The sequence below is a fragment of the Bradyrhizobium sp. AUGA SZCCT0177 genome (assembly GCF_018130125.1).
Classification (GTDB): Bacteria; Pseudomonadota; Alphaproteobacteria; order Rhizobiales; family Xanthobacteraceae; genus Bradyrhizobium.
This window is the reverse complement of the sequence record NZ_JAFCMA010000018.1, coordinates 1-19,325: the sequence shown is the minus strand read 5'-3', so window position 1 is coordinate 19,325 and position 19,325 is coordinate 1. Positions and strand designations below refer to the sequence as shown.

Genomic DNA, 19,325 nt, shown 5'->3' with positions numbered 1-19,325 from the left:
CTCAACCGACCGAGCCGACCTCGAACACGTCGCCGTCATAGCCGGCCTCGAGCGGGATACGCAGCTGACGGCCACCATTGTTCCTGGTCATGATCGGCGTCACCGTGACGACGGACTTGCCTCTGGAATCCTCGAGCGCGGCCTGCACGCTGTCCTGTTTGCCGAGCTTGATCAGGTTGCGCGTGGTCGGAAACGGCAGCTTGAAGCGGCCGGTCTCGCCGCCTTCCAGCGCCTCGCGCGGCGACACCCAGATTGAATCGGTGGATTCCTTGCCGTCATGGGCGCCGACCTGTTCGGGCGGTGCGGCGGCGAGGAAGAACCAGGTATCAAAACGCTTCGGCATGCCTTCCGGGGTGATCCAGTGCGCATAGGGCACGAGTTCATCGAGCGCCAGCACCATGCCGTTGTCGGTCAGAACTTTCAGGAAGCTGATCTTGCTGTCGCAGAGATCGGCGCGATGTGCGGTCTCGATCTCGCTGGCCCTGACGGCGTCGACCAGCGTCTTCGATCCCTTCGGCCGCGCCAGCAGGATGCCGCTCTCCTCAAAGGTCTCGCGGATCGCCGCGATGCGGAAGCTGAGCGTGGCCTCGTCGAGCCCCTCGCCGCCCGAATATAGTTCAGGCGCCGCGATGATCTCCTGGTCGCCCTTGTCGACGCTGCCGCCGGGAAACACCAGCGCGCCGGAATTGAAGTCGATCTCATAATGGCGAACCATCATGAAGACCTCGATTTCGGCGCGGCTCTTGCCGTCGCCCTTCTGCGCCGTGGCGTCGCGCAGCAACAGGATGGTGGACGCAGGGCGCGGTGCTTTGGCGGGTTCGGTCATCGGATCAACCCGCCGCGCTGGATTGCGGTTGCAGATTGGCGCGGCGATCGACCCGCGCCACCCGCGACAGCAGATATTCGACTTCGGCCTTTGCCGTCGCGGTGATGGTCGCTCCCGGCTTGCGCTGCGCGCTGGAGGCAATCACGCCGCGCTTCTGCAGCACATATTTGCGCACGGCGAGACCGGCGCCCGGCTGCTGCTCGTAACGGATCAGCGGCAGATGCGCGTCGAACAGATCGTGCGCGGCGTCGCGCTTGCCCGCCTTTTGCAGTTTGACGACATCGATCAGCAATTCCGGGAAGGCGTAGCCGGTCATCGCGCCATCGGCGCCGCGCTCCATCTCGAAATCGAGGAACATGCCGCCATTGCCGACGAGAATGGACATCGGCTTCAGCGAGCCGTCCTTCTGGAAGCCGCGCAGCGTCGAAATCTTCTCCAGCCCCGGCCAGTCCTCATGCTTGAGCATCACGCAGGACGGCGAATCCATCACGATCTTGCGGATCACAGCGGGCGTGAACACGACGTTGAGCGTCAGCGGATAATCCTGCAGCACCCAGGGAATGTCATCGCCGATGGCTTCCTGCGCCTGCTTGAAATAGCCCGTGATCTGGTCGTCGGTCCGCAAATGGGGCGGCGGCGCGATCATCACGCCGGCAGCGCCCGCATCCATCGACGCCTTCGCCAGCGAGCGCATGGTAGCAAAGCCCGGCGCGGAGACGCCGACGATGATCTGCATGTTCTTGGCGCGCTTGACGAAGCGGATCGCGACCTGCTCGGCTTCATCAGCGTCGAGCTTCGGCGCTTCGCCCAAAATGCCGAGCACGGTGACGCCGTCGCAGCCGACTTCGGCATAGAAGTCGGTCAGGCGGTCGATCGATTTCTCGTCGATGCGGCCGTCATCGTGAAACGGGGTCGGCGCAATCGCAAAGGTGCCTGCGGCCTGGGCGGTGAGCTTCATGGTCAATTTCCGTAGTTAGGAGTGAGCGAGCGGTATCCCTTGATCCAGTGATACCACCTACTGGCTGATGTCTCAAAGCGAGAGATTGAGCCTGGGAATGAACCTGCCGGGGATCGAGCCGGATGGAACAACGCCATCGTCGACCGCCCCCATGCGGCGGTAGAACGGGGCCGCGTCCGGATCGGCCTCGATCAGCATTGTCGTGGCCCCGGCGGCGCGTGCCGTGGCCTTGGCCCAATCGAGCAGCTGTCGGCCGGTGCCGGCGCGAAGCATGCCCGGTTCGACAAACAGCCTTTCGAGCTGCGCGACATCGCCTTCGGATTTTACCTCGGCAACGCCGGCGAGACGGCCATCGACTTCAGCGACCTGCACACGGGATGACATGATGGCCGCAGGCGTCATCGTCAGCTCCCTTCGGCAAGCCTGCATGAAGGCCGCGTCATAGCCCCAGACGGCCTTCGAGCGCAGGCACAATTCGGTAAGTGCCGGCGCTTCCTCGGGACGGGCGGGCCGAAGTGCGAGCATAGCGCCTCCTTCGGGGATGGGACGAGCGTCAGAAGCGACGCGCGCCCATCTTGATCTGTTCCTCGGAGAAGAAGATCTCCTTGGCGTGCTCGACGATATCCTGCGCCTTCCAGGCCTCGCCCGGCGGCTTCCAGCCTTCCATTTCCATCATCCGCATCTCGCGGACGCCGCGGGGACCGGAAACACCGAGCGTCTTGCCGGTCTGGTCGCCCGACAAATCGCTGACCATGTAGAGCACCGCCGGCGCGATGCCGTCGGGCCCAAGGGCCGCCTTTGGGTTCTCGATGTAGCGCGGCAGGTCCGCGGTCATGCGGGTTAGCGCACCCGGAGCGAGCGTCCAGATCCGGATATTGTATTTGCGGCCCTCGATCGCCAGCACATTCGACAGTCCCCAGATACCGCCCTTGGCGGCGCCGTAATTGGTCTGGCCGAAATTGCCGATCAGGCCCGAGGTCGAGGACGTGTTGACGATGACGCCGCCGCCGTTCTCGCGCATCCATTTGAACACCGGCTGGGTGCAGCAGAAGGTGCCTTTGAGGTGCACCCTCAGCACCTTGTCCCAGTTGGCCTCGTTGGCCTTGGCGAAAGTCTCGTCGAGCAGAATGCCGGCGTTGTTCACCAGGATGTCGGCGCGGCCGAAATTCTTGATGGCGTCGTCGAACACCGACTGACCACCAGCCATGGTCGAGATGTCGGCACCGTTGGCGACCGCGCGGCCGCCCTCGGCCTTGATCGCCTCGACCACCTTCTGCGCCATGGACTGGTCGCCGCCGGAGCCGTCGCGGGGACCGCCGAGATCGTTGACCACGACCGCCGCCCCTTCGCGCGCGAACAATTTGGCGTAGGCCTCACCCAGCCCGCCGCCCGCACCGGTGATGAGCGCGACCTTGCCGTCGAGTAATCCCATGGTGGTTCTCCTTTTTGTTTCTCGTGTCCCGGACGCGGTGCGGCACGAAGTGACGCTCCGCAGAGCCGGGACCTATGGATGCATGGGCTCCGGCTCTGCAGCGCACCGCTTTCGCGCTGCGCTGCGTCCGGGGCACGAGACCTCTTATCCCAGCACCGTCTTGCCGCTCTTGATGACGGTCACGCCCCGCGCTTTCACCTTGGCTTCGAACGAAACGACGTTGCCGTCCTTCCACAATTCCATCGTCACGGTCTCGCCGGGATAGACCGGCGAGGAGAATCGCGCCGCGTGCTGCCGGAAGGCGGACGAGTCATAATCGGCATAGGTCTGCAGCACGCCGCGGCAGGTGATGCCGTAGGTGCACATGCCGTGCAGGATCGGTTTTGGGAAACCGGCCTTCCTGGCGAATTCGGGATCGCTGTGCAGCGGGTTGCGGTCACCACACAGACGATAGACCAGCGCCTGATCCGGGCGCGTGGAAATATCGACGATCTTGTCGGGCGCTCGGCTTGGCACCTTGTGCGGCTCGGGCTGGCCTTCGGACGGCCCGCCGAACCCGCCATCGCCGCGCGCGAAACGCGAGGCGACCAGTGTCGCAAGCTTCTCGCCCTTCTCGTCCCTAAGCACGGTCTGGTGGCGGATCACCGCGCCCTTGTCCTTGCCCTTGTCGAACACGTCGAGCACGGTCGAGTCGGCCGTGATATGCGCCGCGCCGGGCAGCGGCTTGTGGAAGGTGATGTCGCGCTCGCCGTCGACCACCATCACGCGATTGAGATTCATCTCGCCGGGACCCGCCCCCCAGGCCGCCACCGAGGCGAACGTCGGCACCACCTTCAGCGGACGCGGCGTCAGCGTGCCCTCGTTGACGAAGGCCAGCTCCTTCTCGTCCATCGGATCGGCGCCCATCCCGATGCCATAGGCGTAGAGCATCACCTCGCGGTCGGTGTAGGCGTATTTCTGGCCGAGATTTTTCAGGGCCATCAGCTCTTCATACTTGATCGGCATCTTCGCGCGTCCTTCCCGAATTCTTTCTTTTCACCGGCGCCCGTTAATGCGCCCTCTCCCCTTGTCGGAGAGGGCAGCACCGGCGCTCGTTACAAACTCACTTGGGTGAGGGGTTGCTTCACCAGGCACATATGCCCGCGGATAGAACCCCTCATCCGGCGCTTCGCGCCACCTTCTCCCACATCCGCCTTCGCCAAGGCTTCGGCGGACACGAGGGGAGAAGGGAAGAATTAAGCCGGCGTGAAGAACGGCAATGGCGCGCCGTCGGTCGGCTTGAACACCACTTTGACCTTCTGGCCGATCTTGAGCTTGTCCATGTCGCAATCGACGATGTTGGTCTGCAGCGACGGGCCTTCTTTCAACGTGACATAGGCGATCGCGTAAGGCCCGGTCGGGGATTTGCGCATCAGGCTGAAGGTGTAGATCGTCGCCTCGCCGGAGCTCTCCTCCCATTCGGTCTTGTCGGAGAAGCAGAACGGGCAGATCGAGCGCGGGAAGAAATGCGGCTCGCCGCAGGCGGTGCATCGCTTGATCATGAACTTGCCCTGCTTGGCGGCTTCCCAGAACGGCGCGGTTTCGGGATTGCCTTGCGGCACGGGGAGTTTCTTTGCTTCGGCCATCACGCACGCTCCAGAATGCAGGTTGAGGCGGCATGGCGCACGCCGAGAAGTCCGCCGGTGCCATGGGCCACCGCGAGATCGCAGTTTTGCACCTGCACCTTGGGATGCGCTTCGCCGCGCAGCTGACGCACCGCTTCGATGATTTTTGTCATGCCGCCTCGGTTGACGGGATGGTTGCTGCAGAGGCCGCCGCCATCGGTGTTGAACGGCAGTTTGCCGACGCCGGAAATCAGATTGCCGTCGGCGACGAACTTGCCGCCCTCGCCCTTCTTGCAGAAGCCGAGATCCTCGAGCTGCATCAAGACCGTGATGGTGAAGCTGTCATAGATCGAGGCGTATTTGATATCCTTCGGCGTGACGCCCGCTTCCTCGAAGGCGCGCGGGCCGGACCAGACGCCGGCAGAATAAGTGAGATCGAGATCCTTGCCGCCGCGCGGGCCCTTCATCGCCTCGCCGTGTCCGATCAGGCGCACCAGCGGCTTCTTCAGGCTCTTGGCGATTTCCGGCGTGGTGACGATCAGCGCGCCGCCGCCATCGGTGACGACGCAGCAATCCATCCGATGCAGCGGATCGGAGATCATCGGCGAGTTCAAGACGTCCTCGACGGTGACGACTTCCTTGAGCATCGCGTGCGGGTTGTACTGGGCGTGATGCGAGGCCGCGACCTTGATCCAGGCGAGCTGTTCGCTTGTCGTGCCGTAGTCGTGCATATGGCGCATGGCACACATGCCGTAGGCATTGTGGGTGGTCGCGCCATAGGCGGCCTCGAAATCGGCCTCGGCGCCGGCGGCGCGCGGCGGCATCGGGCCGGTGCGCGGCTTGCCGGCCAAAGTGATCAGCGCGATCGAGCACTTGCCGGCAGCGATCGCCTCGGCGGCGTGGCCGAGATGGATCAGATAGGAACAGCCACCGGTATCGGTGGAATCCATGTGGCGCACTTTGAGGCCGAGATAGTCGACCATCGGCCAGAGGCCGCCGGGGGCATCGCCGGCGCAGAAATAGCCGTCGATGTCGGCCTTGGTGAGCCCGGCGTCCTCGATCGCGCCCTTGGCGACCTCGGCGTGCAACTGCGCGGTGGATTTATCGGGTGCGTGCCGGGTGGGATGCTCGTAGATCCCGGCAATGTAGGCTTTGCCCTTGATGGTCAAATCATTCTCCGCTGGCGTTTCTTATTTCCAAGGTTTTTCTGGCCTGTCGGGAGGGCCTTGGCAAGCGAGGAAATATTCCGTCAGGCGAGACGGTAGCGACTGGACTCAAGTCGGGATGATTATGGGCGAACATCGTATCAGGTCGGGATGCCGACGCTGGCGAAATATCCAGATCGTCGTCCCGGCCTAGTGCGCATTTGCGCACGGGGGCCGGGACCCATACCGCGTGATCTCTCAATGCAGGCTCGGTAGCAGAGACCTTCCGCAAAACTATTCCCTGTGGTTATGGGTCCCGGCCCCGGAGCGCAATTGCGCCCTAGGCCGGGACGACGTGGACGTGGTTTCGCATTCTCGCGGCGCTGATCGCCCGAAGTTTTACAAATCGTTTCGCCCTTCAAAACAGAGGGCGCAGGGAATGCCGGATGCGCGCTGCACCCGCGGTCTCATGTGCAGTGTGCACAAAAGAGTGCGCACATGAGCATACAGGGCAGCGGAGGCGATCCGACATTCCCTGCGCAATGGCTTTACGGCTTATGCCGTGCTCTCCCCGGAGACGAGTTCCTGGTTGACTCCGTCACTGCCGTTTCCGCTCACGCTTCTCCGACAGCTTGACGCCTGCAACAGGCGCCAGGACCACACGGTTTTGCCGTACGCTTAATCCACGCCGTCGTCAGACGTGAACCATGCGTCCACCGCGACCCGCCCCTCGTTGTGACGATGGCCAACGCCCCTCTGAGTGGGACGGGATGGGCAGAATGTGCCGGTGATTTGGATCGAAGGAAAGGGGAATATTTTTGATTTTCGGAAATTTTGGACTTGACACGATTTCGATAAATCAGAACTGATTTGCCCGTCGGGTTGATTTGTCGCACCCGCTCTCTCACGCCGTCATTGCCCCGGCTCGTCAGGTAAATCAGTTGGAGCGATCGCGCAAACCGAACCAACTGCCGGCGGTCAAATCGGGTTGAGCCACTCGGAAATCCGCTGACGATCCCGGCGTCCACGGAAACTCCCCGCCTCGATCCGGGAACACCAGCTGAAGACACTCGAAATTGTCGTTTCCATAAAACCATCTGCTCCAACCGAGATGGGCTTGATAGTGCTCAAGCGACACGGGAAGAAGCACGGCCGCGGCATTTTCAAATATCTCACCGGTTGTTTCGCCAACGGGAAAACGCCGTCCCGCTTCGAGTTCGCGATAAATGGTCCAGAACGTATCCTGAGCGTTCTCTTTTGACATTGAGAACAGGATCACCTCCGGAAAGCCGAACTTCAGCCAGAAGCCGGTCGTGTAGGAGAACCCGGGTCCCTCATCGTCTGGCATGACATGCGTAGCGCACCAGCCATGTTCGCGAACTCGCTGAGCGAACTTCTGCTCATGCTGATCCAGCCGCTCAGGGTTGGCATCAAGGGCTGTGGGCATGGTCTGCACCTTTGTTCATGACGAGCGGGCGATTGGGATTGGCACTGGCTTAGCCACCATGCCACGATTCATAAAAAATGGTGGGCTAGCCGCTCTGGCCGTTGGGAACCAAGACATGCTACCTAGCTTCGCTATCTTTAGTTGAAACGGGAGTCGCGGCATGACGCGAGCACGGACGATGTTCGCCATGGCCGGGGCGATCGCGATGATGGGCTTGGCGCAGGCAACCGACGCACTTGCGCAGCAGGCGCGCCCGGACCTCGTCGATCCCGTGCATCGTGGCTATTATAAACGTCCGGGACCCGGCTTTGCCTGCGTGATCGGACCGTCGGAAAAATTGTCTCCCGAGCAGATCAAGGCGCTGTCGGAACACGCATGCATGCGCATCGGCCCGCTGGTCGTCGGCATGGCAGCGGCTGCAGTCAAATCCGCGCTGGGACAACCCAGCCGCCAGATCGAGGGGCCGAAGGGCACAACGGTCTGGGTCCATTTCCTGGGCAACGCAAATGAAGAACCGTATCTGCTCGCCTCGATCTGGAAGGACAGGCTGGTGGCCATCCAGGTAACGGGCCGCTCGCCGGCCGACAAATACGGTTTCAACGGCCTCACCCTTGGGGCGACGGCCGATAATGTGACCAAGCAACTCGGCAAGCCGATGCTCGTTGGGCCCAGCTCTCAACCGAACACCGATGTGTGGTCCTATAAGCCCTGGACGTTTTCAATCGAAATGAGCGGCGGCCGGGTGACGTCGATCCGGGTTGCTGATCCACAGTTTGATTAGCAGGCGCCATCAACGTCATAAAACGTTGACGGTCATGGATTATGACTATCAACCATAGCGCAGCAATGCGCGCCAGTAGTGTCGCGAAGGGCGGATGTACCCCTCGTGACAGTGAAGGCCTCCAGCTTCGGCTCGGAGGTCTTTTGCGTTTTAGGCATGCTGGAGCTCCAGCATTCGCAAAACTGCGATCGGTGGCTATGGGTCCCCCGATGCGCAATTGCGCATCTGAGCTCAAGGCCGGGACGACGATGTCGTGAGGGCTCGCCCTACTCCGCCGCGATCTGCCTTGGCGCCGGCGGCGGGTTGACGAGGTCGGCGGCGAGTTGGGTATAGCGGGCCTTGGCGTCGTGCACGGCCTTTTCCTTCACCGGGCCGTAGCCGCGGATGCGGTCGGGCAGCGAGAGGATTTCGATCGCGGTGTCGAGCGTGAGCGGCGACAGCAGGCCGAGCACGGTTGCGATGTCCTTCTCGTAGCCTGCGATCAGGTCGCGTTCCATCTTGCGGTCGGCGCTGTGGCCGAAGATGTCGAACGCGGTGCCGCGCAGGCCCTTCATCTTCGCCAGCATCCGGAACACCGGCATCATCCACGCCCCGAACGCGCGCTTCTTCGGCCGGCCCAGCGCATCGAGGCCGCCACCGAGGATCGGCGGCGCGAGGTTGAAGCTGAACTTGAAGTCGCCCTCGAACTGGTCGCGAAGCTGCTTTTCGAAGCGGCCGTCGGTGTAGAGCCGTGCGACTTCGTACTCGTCCTTGTAGGCCAGCAGCTTGGCATAGTTGATCGCGACCGCACGCGGCAAGGCCTCGTCGTAACCGCCATCGATGGCGGCGTCGCAGACCTTCTTGACCAGCGCCTGATAGCGGGCGGCGAGTTTTGCGTCCTGATACTCAGTCAGGAGGCTGCTGCGGTGGGCGATGATCTCGTCGAGCGACATCGCGTCCAGCGTCTTGGGGGCGAGGCTCCCGTCCTGATCCTTCATCATCGCGATCAGCTTTGCGGGGTCGTGTGCGGCCAGCCGTCCGAGCTGGAACGCCTGGATGTTCAGCTTGATTGCGACGCCGTTGACCTCGATCGCCTGCTCGATGGCCTTGGCCGACAGCGGCAACAGGCCCTTCTGATAGGCAAAGCCCATCATCATCATGTTGGTGGCGATGGAATCGCCGAGCAGCATTTCGGCAGGCTTGGTGAAATCGAAGAACGACGAATCCTTGCGTAGCGCGGTCTCCAGCACGTGGTTGACCTTGCGGGCCTGGAAATTGAAATCGCGGTTGAGGATGAAATCGGCGATCGGAATGAGGTGGGTGTTGATGATGCCGGTGGTGCGGCTGGATTCGCAGAGCGTGATGGTTTCCTTGGAGACGGCCACCACCTCGTCGGCCGCAAGCACGAGATCGGCGGTGCCGGTGACGATGCGCGAACAGGTGACGTCGGCGGTGTGTTCTGACAGACGCACATGGCTCAGCACCGCACCACCCTTTTGGGCGAGGCCGGACATGTCGAGGATCATGCTGGCCTTGCCCTCGATATGCGCGGCCATGCCGAGCAATGCACCGATGGTCAGCACGCCGGTGCCGCCGACGCCGCCGACGGCGACGTTATAGGGACGGTCCAGCGCCGGCCTTGAGGCAGGCTCCGGCAGCTCGCCGATGTCGCCAACGCCCGCCGCCGCGCGTTTGCGCATCTTGCCGCCGTCGATGGTGACGAAGGACGGGCAAAAGCCCTTTACGCAGGAATAATCCTTGTTGCAGGTCGACTGGTTGATGGTGCGCTTGCGCCCCAGTTCAGTCTCCAACGGCTCGACCGAGATGCAGTTCGACTGCACCGAGCAATCGCCGCAGCCTTCGCAGACGGCCGGATTGATCATAACGCGACGCGCCGGGTCTTCCAGCGTGCCACGCTTGCGGCGGCGACGCTTTTCGGCGGCGCAGGTCTGCACGAACACGATCGCGGAGGCGCCCTTTACCTTGCGCAGCGTCTTCTGGACCGTGTCGAGTTCGTCGCGATGCGCGGTCTTGACGCCGGGCGCGATCTCGGAGGCCGGATAGGCGTCGGGATTTTCCGAGACCAGATAGATTTCGCGGATGCCTTCGGCGTGAAGTTGGAAGGTGATCTGCTGCGGCGACAATTCGCCGTCGACATGCTGGCCGCCGGTCATCGCGGTCGCGTCGTTATAGAGGATCTTGTAGGTGATGTTGGCGCCGGAGGCGACCGCCTGGCGGATCGCGAGGCTGCCGGAATGGAAATACGTGCCGTCGCCGAGATTGGCGAACACGTGCTCTTCCTTGGTGAAGGGCGCGACACCGACCCAGGGCACGCCCTCGCCGCCCATATGGGTGAACGTCTCGGTCGAGCGGTCCATCCACAGCGCCATGAAGTGGCAACCGATGCCGGCAAAGGCGCGGCTGCCTTCCGGCACCTTGGTGGACGTGTTGTGCGGGCAGCCCGAACAGAAATACGGGGTGCGGGTGATCGGCGCCACCGCCTGCATCTGCGTTGCCTGCCGGCCGTTGAACCAGTCGGCCTTGGCGCGGAGCTGCGCTGCGATTTCGGGGTTGAGATTAAGTCGAAGCAGTCGCTCGGTCAGCGAGCTCGCAAGCGAGGCGACGCTGAGCTCTTCGGCAAACGGCAGGAAGCGCTTGTCGTGATCGTCCATCTTGCCGATGATGCGGGGACGGACATCGTCGCGCCAGTTGAACAGCTCCTGCTTGACCTGGTTCTCGACGATCTCGCGGCGCTCTTCGATGATGAAGATTTCTTCGAGACCCACCGCGAACTGCCTGACCCCTTCCGGCTCCAGTGGCCAGGGCATGCCGATCTTGTAAAGCCTGAGACCAATCTTGGCGGCGATTTCAGGCGTGATGCCGAGTTCGCGCAGCGCCTGGCGGATATCCTCGTAGCTTTTGCCGGACGCCATGATGCCGTAGCGGGCGTTCGGCGAATCCATGGTGACGCGGTTGACCTTGTTGGCGCGGGCAAAGGCGATCGCGGCGAAGCCCTTGTAGTCCTGCAGGCGGCGGTCCTGCGCAAAGCGGTCATCGGGCCAGCGCAGATTGAGGCCGCCCTCCGGCAGTTCGAAATCGGTCGGGATCACGAACGGCGTCATCTCGTCGGTGAGGTCGATCTCGGCGGTGGTTTCCACCGTCTCGGTGATCACCTTCATGCCGACCCAGCAGCCGGAGTAGCGCGACATCGCGATACCCAGCAAACCCATCTCGATCATTTCATGGATGCTGGAGGGATAGAGATAGGGCATCAGCGCCGACATGAAGGCATGGTCCGACTGATGCGGCACGGTGGAGGATTTGGCGCCGTGGTCGTCGCCCGCGAGAACCAGCACGCCGCCGTTCTTGGCCGAGCCTGCCGCATTGCCGTGACGGAACACGTCGCCGCAGCGATCGACGCCGGGGCCCTTGCCGTACCAGATACCGACCACGCCATCATAGTTGGCGCCGGGCGACAGATTGAGCTGCTGCGAGCCCCAGACCGCGGTGGCCGCGAGATCCTCGTTCACGCCGGGCTGGAATTTGATGTTGTATTGCTCGAGATGCTTGCGGGCGGCGAACAGCTGCTGGTCGTAACCGCCAAGGGGCGAGCCGCGATAGCCTGAAATGAAGCCAGCGGTGTTGAGCCCCGCGGCGCGGTCGCGGCGGATCTGCGCCATCGGCAGCCGCACCAGCGCCTGGATGCCGGTCAGGAAGATATGGCCGCTTCCTTGGGTGTATTTCTGATCGAGACTGATCGGACCCTGGTTGATTCCCATTTAAGCCCTCTTTTGCCAGCCGCTTTGATCGCCAAGACGATTTCTGAGCAAGGCTGTGTTTTATGTAGGCGTCAGAACTTCTTAGAACCAGTCTATGTCGGATTTTCCGCTTCCCGCACCACAAATCTCGGCAAGTCAGCCGCGCGATCAAAGATCGCAATTTCGTGCCGGGAAGAACGCCGGCCGGTTTCGCTTTGTGTCGCCGGACCGCCCCGGCACGAAACGGCATGACGTCGCCGGCTGCCCTGCGTTTGGGGATAACGCCCCAGGCGGCCTTTGGCTGCAGGCGATTCTGGCTAAAGCGTTATGGTGCGCTGCGTTCGTCGGTCAGCGCTGATCGCCGCCGAAGACGAATTTCGGCATTTCCCATTTGTAGCGGATCGCGAGCAGCCGCAGCGTCAGCCCGAGCACGAACGTCAATCCGGTCCAGAGCTCGTGATTCAACTGCAATCCGAAGGCGGTGACGTAGAACAGCCCGGTGACGACGGAAACGCTGGCGTAGAGTTCGGAGCGAAACAGCAGCGGCACGTCGTTGCAGAGGATATCGCGCAGCACGCCGCCGGCGCAGCCCGTGATCATGCCGGCGACGATCACGATCGGCAGCGGCGCGCCGACTTGCCGGGCGACGTCGCAGCCGGCCATCGTGAACACCACGAGGCCGATCGCATCGAGCACCAGGAATGCGAGGTTGAGCCGGTGCACATGGCGCGCAATTAGGATGGTCACGAAAGCCGCAATCGCGGTCAGCGCCAGGTAGGACGGGTTCTTCACCCAGACCAACGGGTAGTGCCCGAGCAGCACGTCACGGATGGTTCCGCCGCCGAGCGCGGTAATGCAACCCAGCATGCATACGCCGGCCCAATCCATGCTGCGGCGCCCGGCGGCCAGGGCGGCCGTCATCGCCTGCGCGGTCAGGGCCACGTAAGACAGCAGGTGCAGCACGGTATCGCTGGGCGGCAGGGCCCACATGGCAACCTCTTATGCAGCCTCTTCGCAACCTCGTGATCCTATGGAACCTGCGAATCACGGGTTCCATCATTAACCGGTTGCAAGATTGACGCGGAACATCCGGTCGCGCCAGCCATTGTATCTCCGCTAAACACTTTGGGGTTCTAACGGAGGAACTGATTGATGACCTACAATCCGAACGACCCGTATCGTGCCAATCTGAGTGATGACGAGATCCGCCGTCAGGCACGTATGAACAGTCTCGACAACGAGATACAGGCCGACCCGCAGCTCGCCGAGGCTCCGGCCAACGGCACCAAGATCGCGATGTTCGCGATTGCCATCGCCGTGGTGATGGGTGCGTTGTTCTATGGTCTGAACAATACCAGCGTCAACGAGGCCGGCACCACGCCGTCCAGCCAGACCGCGCAAACACAGCCGGCTACCCCCGCGGCGCCTCCGGGCATGCGTGACGTAACGCCGAAGTCCAACAACCTGCCCGGCACGACCACCGGTGCTGCGCCGCCGCGTCCGGCAGCGCCCTCGCCGGCGGCGCCGCCCGCTCCGGCCGACGCACCGGCCAAGCAGTAACGGCTGAGGCAAGCGTAATCTGACGAGTGATATGAAACGACAGCGCAGCGGGCATTTCGCCCGCTGCGTTTTTCTTTGAAGGTGTTAGCTGAACATCTTGTTGAGTTCGCCGCCAGGATAGCCGTTCGCGAACTCCGTGAACGTGCCCTGCTCCGCCATCTCCTTCGACGCCTTCATGAAGCCGGCCCACGCCATCCGCGCGAGCGCACCGCCGACGCTGATACGGCGGACGCCGAGATCGCCGGCAATTTTCAGCGAAGGCCCGGCCGCGCCGACCAAAAGATTGACCGGTCTTGGCGCGACCGCTTTCACGACCGCCGAAATTTCTTCCGGCGTCGAGATGCCGGGCGCATAGAGAACGTCGGCGCCGGCCTCAGCATACGCGGTGAGCCGGTCGATCACGAGCTTCATGTCCTTCACCCCGCGCAGGAATGCCTCGCAGCGGCCGGTGAGCAGCACGCCGCTATTGTCGGCGTCGATCGCCTGGCGCGCCGCCCTGATGCGATCGATAGCGAGCTCACGATCGAACAGCGGCTTGGCATTGTCGCCGGTGAAATCCTCGATCGAAAGGCCGGCGATGCCGGTCTTGACCGCGCGCGCGACGTTGACGCCGACCTTGTCCGCCTCATGCGCAAAGCCGTCCTCGAAATCGGCATTGACGGGAATGTCGACCGCAGCAGAGATCGCGGCGAGATGATCGCAGACGTCGTCGACGGTGACGGCATTGTCGGCCTTGGCGATGGCCCAGGCAAAACCGGCGCTGGTGGACGCCAGCGCCTTGAAGCCGAGATGCTGCAACGCCTTCGCGCTGCCGGCGTCGAACGGATTGGGGATGATGAAGCAGCCGCTCTCGTGCAACTTCTTGAAGGCGGCGCGTTTGTCAGCAGTTGTCAGCATGGTCACTCCCCGAATTGTTTGTTGGCGCGGCCAACATAGGTACGCGACACCGCCTCCGCCAGACGCTCACGCCACGACCTTGCGCAGGAACGTGCGCTCTTCGGCGAGGATGAACTGGTTCTCCTCGGCGAAGCTGAAATTGGCCATGCCTTCCTTGTCGGCGCGCAGCCGCGCCCGGTAGCTCTCGTAGGCCGCGAGGCTGTCGAACGAGATCAGCGCGAAGGCGATGTTGTTGGTGCCTTCATGCGGCATCCAGTAGCCGATCAGGTCGCCGCCGCATCGGGGAATGATGGTGAGCCAGTTTTTCGAGTATTCCTCGAACATCGCACGCTTAAACGGATCGAGCTGGTAACGGATGAAGACGGTGATGGTCATGTGGGACTCCGGTCTTTGTTGTCGTCATTGCGAGCACAGCGACTAAGCAATCCATTCCTCCGCGTGTGGCGCGATGGATTGCTTCGCTTCCCTCGCAATGACGTTCGAGGCGACACTACCCGCTTGATCGTCGTCGATGCTTCGGCTATCATCGAACTATGAAAGCAGGCCCCGACATCGCAATGGTTGCCTCCCTGGTCGGCGATCCCGCGCGCGCGAACATGCTGACCGGGCTGATGACCGGGCGCGCGCTGACCGCGACCGAGCTGGCGCACGAGGCCGGGATCACGCCGCAGACGGCGAGTTCGCATCTGGCCAAACTGGAAGCCGGCGGGCTGATCGAGCAGGAGAAGCAGGGCCGTCACCGCTACTACCGCCTCGCCGACCCCGATGTCGCCGGCGTGCTCGAGGGCCTGGCGGGGCTTGCCGCCCGTGCCGGCCACATGCGCGTGCGCACCGGGCCAAAGGATCCGGCGCTGCGCCGGGCGCGGATTTGCTACGACCACCTCGCCGGCGATCTCGGCGTGCAAATGCTCGACAGCATGAAGAAGCAGAAGCTGGTCCGGCAAAGCAAGGAGACCATCGAACTCACCGGTGAAGGCAAGCGCTTCATGGCGAAGTCGCTGCAGATCGACGCCGACACGCTGGCGCATCCGCGCCGGCCGGTTTGCAAGGCCTGCCTCGACTGGAGCGAACGGCGGCACCACCTCGCCGGCACGTTGGGTGCGGCGGTCATGAGCCGGTTCACCGAATTGAACTGGGCCGCGCGCGATACCGCGCCGGGCAGCCGCGTCGTCAATTTCACGCGCAACGGCGAGAAGCGGTTCGCGGCGCTGTTCGGCCCGAGCGAAGCTTAATTCGTGCAGCGCGTTTGTTTACGAATTGGCCGCAAATGAGGCGCGGCAACGGGAATGTGACAGCCGCTCAACCGGCAATTTCTTGCTGCTGTTTCACGAATCGACAACATTCATTTTCTATTCAGGTCTCCGTGACTAGGTTCGGAACCGCGCCGCATGGCGGCTTAAAATCGGGAGAAAACATGAAGTACCTTTTCGCTGCAGTCTTGGTCGCAGCCTCGTTTGCGAGCTTCAGCGCGGCCAACGCCGCGGGCGGATGCGGCCCTGGCTATTATCGCGGTCCCTATGGCGGCTGCCAGCCCAAGCGCGCCGTTGTGGTGGCGCCGCGCGCCGTCTACGTCGCGCCGCGTGCAGTTGTGCGGCCCCCGGTTGTGGTGGTGCGGCCCGGCGGCCGGGTTTGCCCTTACGGCATGGTCTGGGCCTACGGGCGCTGCCGCGTTCGGTAACATGATTTAATTCGGCAAAAGGCCCCGCTCCGGCGGGGCTTTTTTATGGTCAGGACCAAATTGAACGTGGCGGCTTGTCACGCAGACGAAGCGGGGTGCACGTTTCCAGGCAAGCAGCCATGAATTCCCTCCGCTCTGTCGCCATTGCGCTCGCGCTGGCCTGCCTCACCCTATCGGCGCATGCCGAAGGACCACCCAAATTCGCGGACCATCCGGCCAAGGTCTACGCCGGAAAAGTCGCAAAACCGCGCCTGGTGACGCCGGATTTGCGCGCCCGCCGCGAGACTTTTCTCGCCGCGGCCGACGACGGGAAGATCGATGCGGCGGGCCGTTACATCGTGGTCAAGCTGCCCTGCGGCTCGACCTGCGTCGCGCCCACATTGCTCGATGCGCGCACCGGCAACATCATCGAGCTGTTCACGATCTCGGGCTGGCACGAGGTGTCAGATGATTTCGATCCCGTCGTCAGCCGCGCCAACAGCCGCATGATCGTGTTTCGCGGCGCCCGCAACGAAAAGGGTATCGTCGGAAACCATTTTTATCTGATCGAGGATGGCGGAAGGCTGAAGCACCTTCACACGCAGGACACGCAGGCGAATTTCGAGACTTCGCCGAAAATCAGATAGCCGGATGGGATGAAGTCCACGCCGAGCCGAACAAGGCAGGGACGGCAAATGCCATCCCCGCCCCGGACCCGCGAACCTTACCAGTAGCGGCGACGCCAGTAACGACGGCGCCAGTAGCGGCGACGCCAGCCGTAATGCCTGCGGCGCCAGCCCCAGCGCCTGCGGCGCCAGCCCCAACGACGACGGCCCCAGCCCCAGCGACGACGGCCCCATCCGCGGCGTCGGCCCCAGCCACGGCCACGACCCCATCCGCGGCCACGGCCACGGCCTCGACCCCCGCGCACTTCCTCTGGCTGAAGCCGATCGACCTCATCGCCAGTCGTGACGGCGGGTTGCGCATCCGGATTGGCAGGGAGTTGGCCATCCGGAACCAGCGGCTGCGGCGTCAGCGGGGCGGCCTGTGCGCCGGCCGCAAGTGCGACACCACCTGCTACAAATCCAAAGGCGAGTTTCAGAAAGTGCCGGCGCTCCATGACATCTCCTCCTCTGCGATCGGTTGGATTGAGCAGGAGAGTTTCGGTGCGCCGAGATGAATGGCAGCTGAACTGCGCGTTCAGGTTTTGCCTGTCGCCACGAACGTCGTCCCGGCGAAGGCCGGGACCCATACGCCGCGGCCACTGTTGCTGGAAAAGGAAGATCACCACCAGCGTGCGCAACAACTGCCGCCGGTGGCTATGGGTCCCGGCCTTCGCCGGGACGACGGTGAGCTACTTCCCAAACTCCTCGGCCAGCACCAGCACCTCGCGCGTGCGCGTCACGTCGGGCCAGTCGCGGTTGAAATCGGCGATCAGCCGGGTCATGTCAAGACCTTTGGTCGCGCGGTCGAGCGCGGCCTCGTCGGAAAACTGATACATCGCGTGATGCAGTTCGGGATCGCTGAGGCTCCAGTAGCGCCACGCTTTCTCGGCGCCGAACGATTTGACCGCGTCCGGCAGATGCTCGCGCGAATACCAGGCATCGAACGCCTGACGCTTTGCGGCATCCGTCACGGTGGCGCGGACGACGAACAGGGCTTTCGGCATTTCGGTTCCTCCCGATTGTTATTTTGCGTAAGATCGCCACCGTGCGACCGCGCGAACTGTAGATAAACGCCAAGCGAGCGCAACCCCACACGCAGACGTCATAATGTCGTGGTGATATCCGTTTTTTACTCCGCCACTTCCGAGGTTCGTTCATGCACTCTCGCCGCCTTCTGGTTCTATTCTCCGCGGTCGCGCTGTTTGCGCCCGCCGCCCCCGCCGCGGCGCAAAGCGTGCCCCTGCCCCGCGAGGCGCAGATCGGCCCGCGCCCGTTCTACCTCGTCGACAAGATGAAGGATGGCCCGCTCAAGGAAAAGCTCAGCCAGTGCACCGGCCCGTTCCACAAGACCGACTTTTCGATCGGCCATCGCGGCGCGGCCATGCAATTTCCCGAACATACCAGGGAATCCTATACCGCCGCAGCCCGGATGGGCGCCGGCATCATCGAATGCGACGTGACCTTCACCAAAGACCGCCAGCTGGTCTGCCGGCATGCACAATGCGATTTGCACACCACCACCAACATCCTGTCGGTGCCGGCGCTCGCTGCCAAATGCACGCAAGGTTTCAGCCCGTCCGACCCGGCCGCCGGCAAGAAGGCCTCCGCCAAGTGCTGCACCAGCGACATCACGCTCGCCGAGTTCAAGTCGCTGACCGCGAAGATGGACAGCTTCAATCCTGATGCCACCAACGTGGCCGATTACCAGAACGGCACGCCGCGCTGGCGCACGGATCTCTACGCCGCTTCCGGCACGCTGATGACGCATGACGAAAGTATCGCGCTGATCAAGAGCCTCGGCGCCAAGTTCACGCCCGAGCTGAAGTCGCCCGAAGTGCCGATGCCGTTCGACGGCGACTACACCCAGGAGAAGTATGCCGCGCAAATGCTGCAGGCCTACAAGGCCGCGGGCGTTCCGGCGAGCGACGTGTTCGCGCAAAGCTTTAATCTTTCCGACGTGCTGTTCTGGGTAAAGGCCGAACCCGACTTTGGTGCGCAGGCGGTCTATCTCGAGGACCGCTACGAGAAGCAGGGTCTTGATCCCGGCAAGCCCGAGACCTGGAAGCCGTCGATGGCCGAGCTGAAGGCATCGGGCGTCAGAATCCTGGCGCCGCCGATCTGGACCATGCTGACGCTGAACGACAAAAAGGAAATCATCCCGTCCGAATACGCCAAGGCCGCGAAGGCCGCCGGCCTCGATCTGATCGGCTGGTCGCTGGAGCGCGACGGGCCGCTCAACAAGGGCGGCGGCTTCTATCATCGCTCCATCAAGCCAGCCATCGACCGCGACGGCGATACGCTGACGGTGCTCGATGTCCTCGCAAAACAGGTCGGCATCCGCGGCATGTTCTCGGACTGGCCGGCGACCACCACGTTCTATGCGAGTTGCATGGGGATGAAGTAACGGCACTCGCCGGAATCATAGGGTGGGTTAGACGCAAGCCGTAACCCACCGATGCGATGCGGCGAACAAAATTGGTGGCCACCCTACGGACCTGATCTGAGTCTCGTCGTTCCGGCGAACGCCGGGATCTACCGTGTTAGCTGTCAAGAGGCGTTAGCGCCTTTCCAAGGCTGTCCGGACCTGATTACGGCATTGGCGAAGACGACAAGGCG

Annotated in this window: 19 protein-coding genes; 6 read left to right on the top strand and 13 right to left on the bottom strand. The window is 63.0% G+C overall.

The window, feature by feature from the left end:
- Position 1: 1 nt before the first annotated feature.
- From JQ597_RS21115 to JQ597_RS21080, 8 genes are all read right to left on the bottom strand, one after another.
- Positions 2-826 (bottom strand): NUDIX hydrolase, encoded by an 825-nt coding sequence (locus tag JQ597_RS21115; protein ID WP_212266130.1) that lies wholly within the window; start codon positions 824-826, stop codon positions 2-4.
- Between the two features lie 4 nt (positions 827-830).
- Positions 831-1,784, bottom strand: a complete 954-nt coding sequence (locus tag JQ597_RS21110) for a dihydrodipicolinate synthase family protein (RefSeq protein ID WP_212266129.1) — start codon at positions 1,782-1,784, stop codon at positions 831-833.
- Between the two features lie 72 nt (positions 1,785-1,856).
- On the bottom strand, positions 1,857-2,309 hold the full coding sequence (locus JQ597_RS21105; RefSeq protein ID WP_212266128.1) for a GNAT family N-acetyltransferase: 453 nt from the start codon (positions 2,307-2,309) through the stop codon (positions 1,857-1,859).
- A gap of 28 nt (positions 2,310-2,337) precedes the next feature.
- The gene (locus JQ597_RS21100) at positions 2,338-3,216 is read right to left on the bottom strand and encodes an SDR family oxidoreductase (RefSeq protein WP_212266127.1); all 879 of its coding nucleotides are present in this window, start codon (positions 3,214-3,216) and stop codon (positions 2,338-2,340) included.
- 144 nt (positions 3,217-3,360) lie between these two features.
- Positions 3,361-4,221, bottom strand: coding sequence for a MaoC family dehydratase (locus JQ597_RS21095; RefSeq protein ID WP_212266126.1), 861 nt, complete (start codon positions 4,219-4,221; stop codon positions 3,361-3,363).
- 230 nt (positions 4,222-4,451) lie between these two features.
- Positions 4,452-4,841: a Zn-ribbon domain-containing OB-fold protein gene (locus JQ597_RS21090; RefSeq protein WP_212266125.1), complete on the bottom strand. Its 390-nt coding sequence runs from the start codon at positions 4,839-4,841 to the stop codon at positions 4,452-4,454.
- Positions 4,841-5,989 (bottom strand): thiolase family protein, encoded by a 1,149-nt coding sequence (locus tag JQ597_RS21085; protein WP_212266124.1) that lies wholly within the window; start codon positions 5,987-5,989, stop codon positions 4,841-4,843. The genes JQ597_RS21090 and JQ597_RS21085 overlap by 1 nt, the downstream gene beginning before the upstream one ends.
- A gap of 913 nt (positions 5,990-6,902) precedes the next feature.
- On the bottom strand, positions 6,903-7,412 hold the full coding sequence (locus JQ597_RS21080) for a DUF4262 domain-containing protein (RefSeq protein WP_212266123.1): 510 nt from the start codon (positions 7,410-7,412) through the stop codon (positions 6,903-6,905).
- Between the two features lie 178 nt (positions 7,413-7,590).
- On the opposite strand from JQ597_RS21080, the gene JQ597_RS21075 reads away from it, so the two are divergent.
- Positions 7,591-8,193, top strand: a complete 603-nt coding sequence (locus tag JQ597_RS21075) for a hypothetical protein (RefSeq protein WP_212266122.1) — start codon at positions 7,591-7,593, stop codon at positions 8,191-8,193.
- Positions 8,194-8,459: 266 nt separating this feature from the next.
- On the opposite strand, the gene JQ597_RS21070 is transcribed toward JQ597_RS21075, so the two are convergent.
- Positions 8,460-11,951: an indolepyruvate ferredoxin oxidoreductase family protein gene (locus JQ597_RS21070; RefSeq protein ID WP_212266121.1), complete on the bottom strand. Its 3,492-nt coding sequence runs from the start codon at positions 11,949-11,951 to the stop codon at positions 8,460-8,462.
- 327 nt (positions 11,952-12,278) lie between these two features.
- Entirely contained in the window at positions 12,279-12,920 is a 642-nt protein-coding gene (locus tag JQ597_RS21065) for a trimeric intracellular cation channel family protein (RefSeq protein WP_212266120.1), read from the bottom strand.
- A gap of 162 nt (positions 12,921-13,082) precedes the next feature.
- On the opposite strand from JQ597_RS21065, the gene JQ597_RS21060 reads away from it, so the two are divergent.
- Entirely contained in the window at positions 13,083-13,490 is a 408-nt protein-coding gene (locus tag JQ597_RS21060) for a hypothetical protein (protein ID WP_212266119.1), read from the top strand.
- An 84-nt stretch (positions 13,491-13,574) separates the two neighbouring features.
- Here the strand turns inward: JQ597_RS21060 and JQ597_RS21055 are convergent, their stop codons facing one another.
- Positions 13,575-14,387, bottom strand: coding sequence for an isocitrate lyase/PEP mutase family protein (locus JQ597_RS21055; protein ID WP_212266118.1), 813 nt, complete (start codon positions 14,385-14,387; stop codon positions 13,575-13,577).
- Between the two features lie 66 nt (positions 14,388-14,453).
- On the bottom strand, positions 14,454-14,762 hold the full coding sequence (locus JQ597_RS21050) for an NIPSNAP family protein (protein WP_212266117.1): 309 nt from the start codon (positions 14,760-14,762) through the stop codon (positions 14,454-14,456).
- Between the two features lie 158 nt (positions 14,763-14,920).
- Here JQ597_RS21050 and JQ597_RS21045 point away from each other — a divergent pair, with 158 nt between their 5' ends.
- The 3 genes from JQ597_RS21045 to JQ597_RS21035 all read left to right on the top strand — a co-directional run bounded on the left by JQ597_RS21045 (position 14,921) and on the right by JQ597_RS21035 (position 16,691).
- The gene (locus JQ597_RS21045) at positions 14,921-15,619 is read left to right on the top strand and encodes an ArsR/SmtB family transcription factor (RefSeq protein ID WP_212266116.1); all 699 of its coding nucleotides are present in this window, start codon (positions 14,921-14,923) and stop codon (positions 15,617-15,619) included.
- 182 nt (positions 15,620-15,801) lie between these two features.
- Positions 15,802-16,065 carry a GCG_CRPN prefix-to-repeats domain-containing protein gene (locus tag JQ597_RS21040; protein ID WP_212266115.1) on the top strand — a complete coding sequence of 88 codons (264 nt, stop codon included), beginning with the start codon at positions 15,802-15,804 and terminating at the stop codon, positions 16,063-16,065.
- 119 nt (positions 16,066-16,184) lie between these two features.
- The gene (locus JQ597_RS21035) at positions 16,185-16,691 is read left to right on the top strand and encodes a hypothetical protein (RefSeq protein ID WP_212266114.1); all 507 of its coding nucleotides are present in this window, start codon (positions 16,185-16,187) and stop codon (positions 16,689-16,691) included.
- Between the two features lie 707 nt (positions 16,692-17,398).
- On the opposite strand, the gene JQ597_RS21030 is transcribed toward JQ597_RS21035, so the two are convergent.
- Positions 17,399-17,713, bottom strand: coding sequence for a hypothetical protein (locus tag JQ597_RS21030; RefSeq protein ID WP_212266113.1), 315 nt, complete (start codon positions 17,711-17,713; stop codon positions 17,399-17,401).
- Between the two features lie 152 nt (positions 17,714-17,865).
- Here JQ597_RS21030 and JQ597_RS21025 point away from each other — a divergent pair, with 152 nt between their 5' ends.
- Positions 17,866-19,113, top strand: a complete 1,248-nt coding sequence (locus tag JQ597_RS21025) for a glycerophosphodiester phosphodiesterase family protein (RefSeq protein ID WP_212266112.1) — start codon at positions 17,866-17,868, stop codon at positions 19,111-19,113.
- Positions 19,114-19,325: the final 212 nt, after the last annotated feature.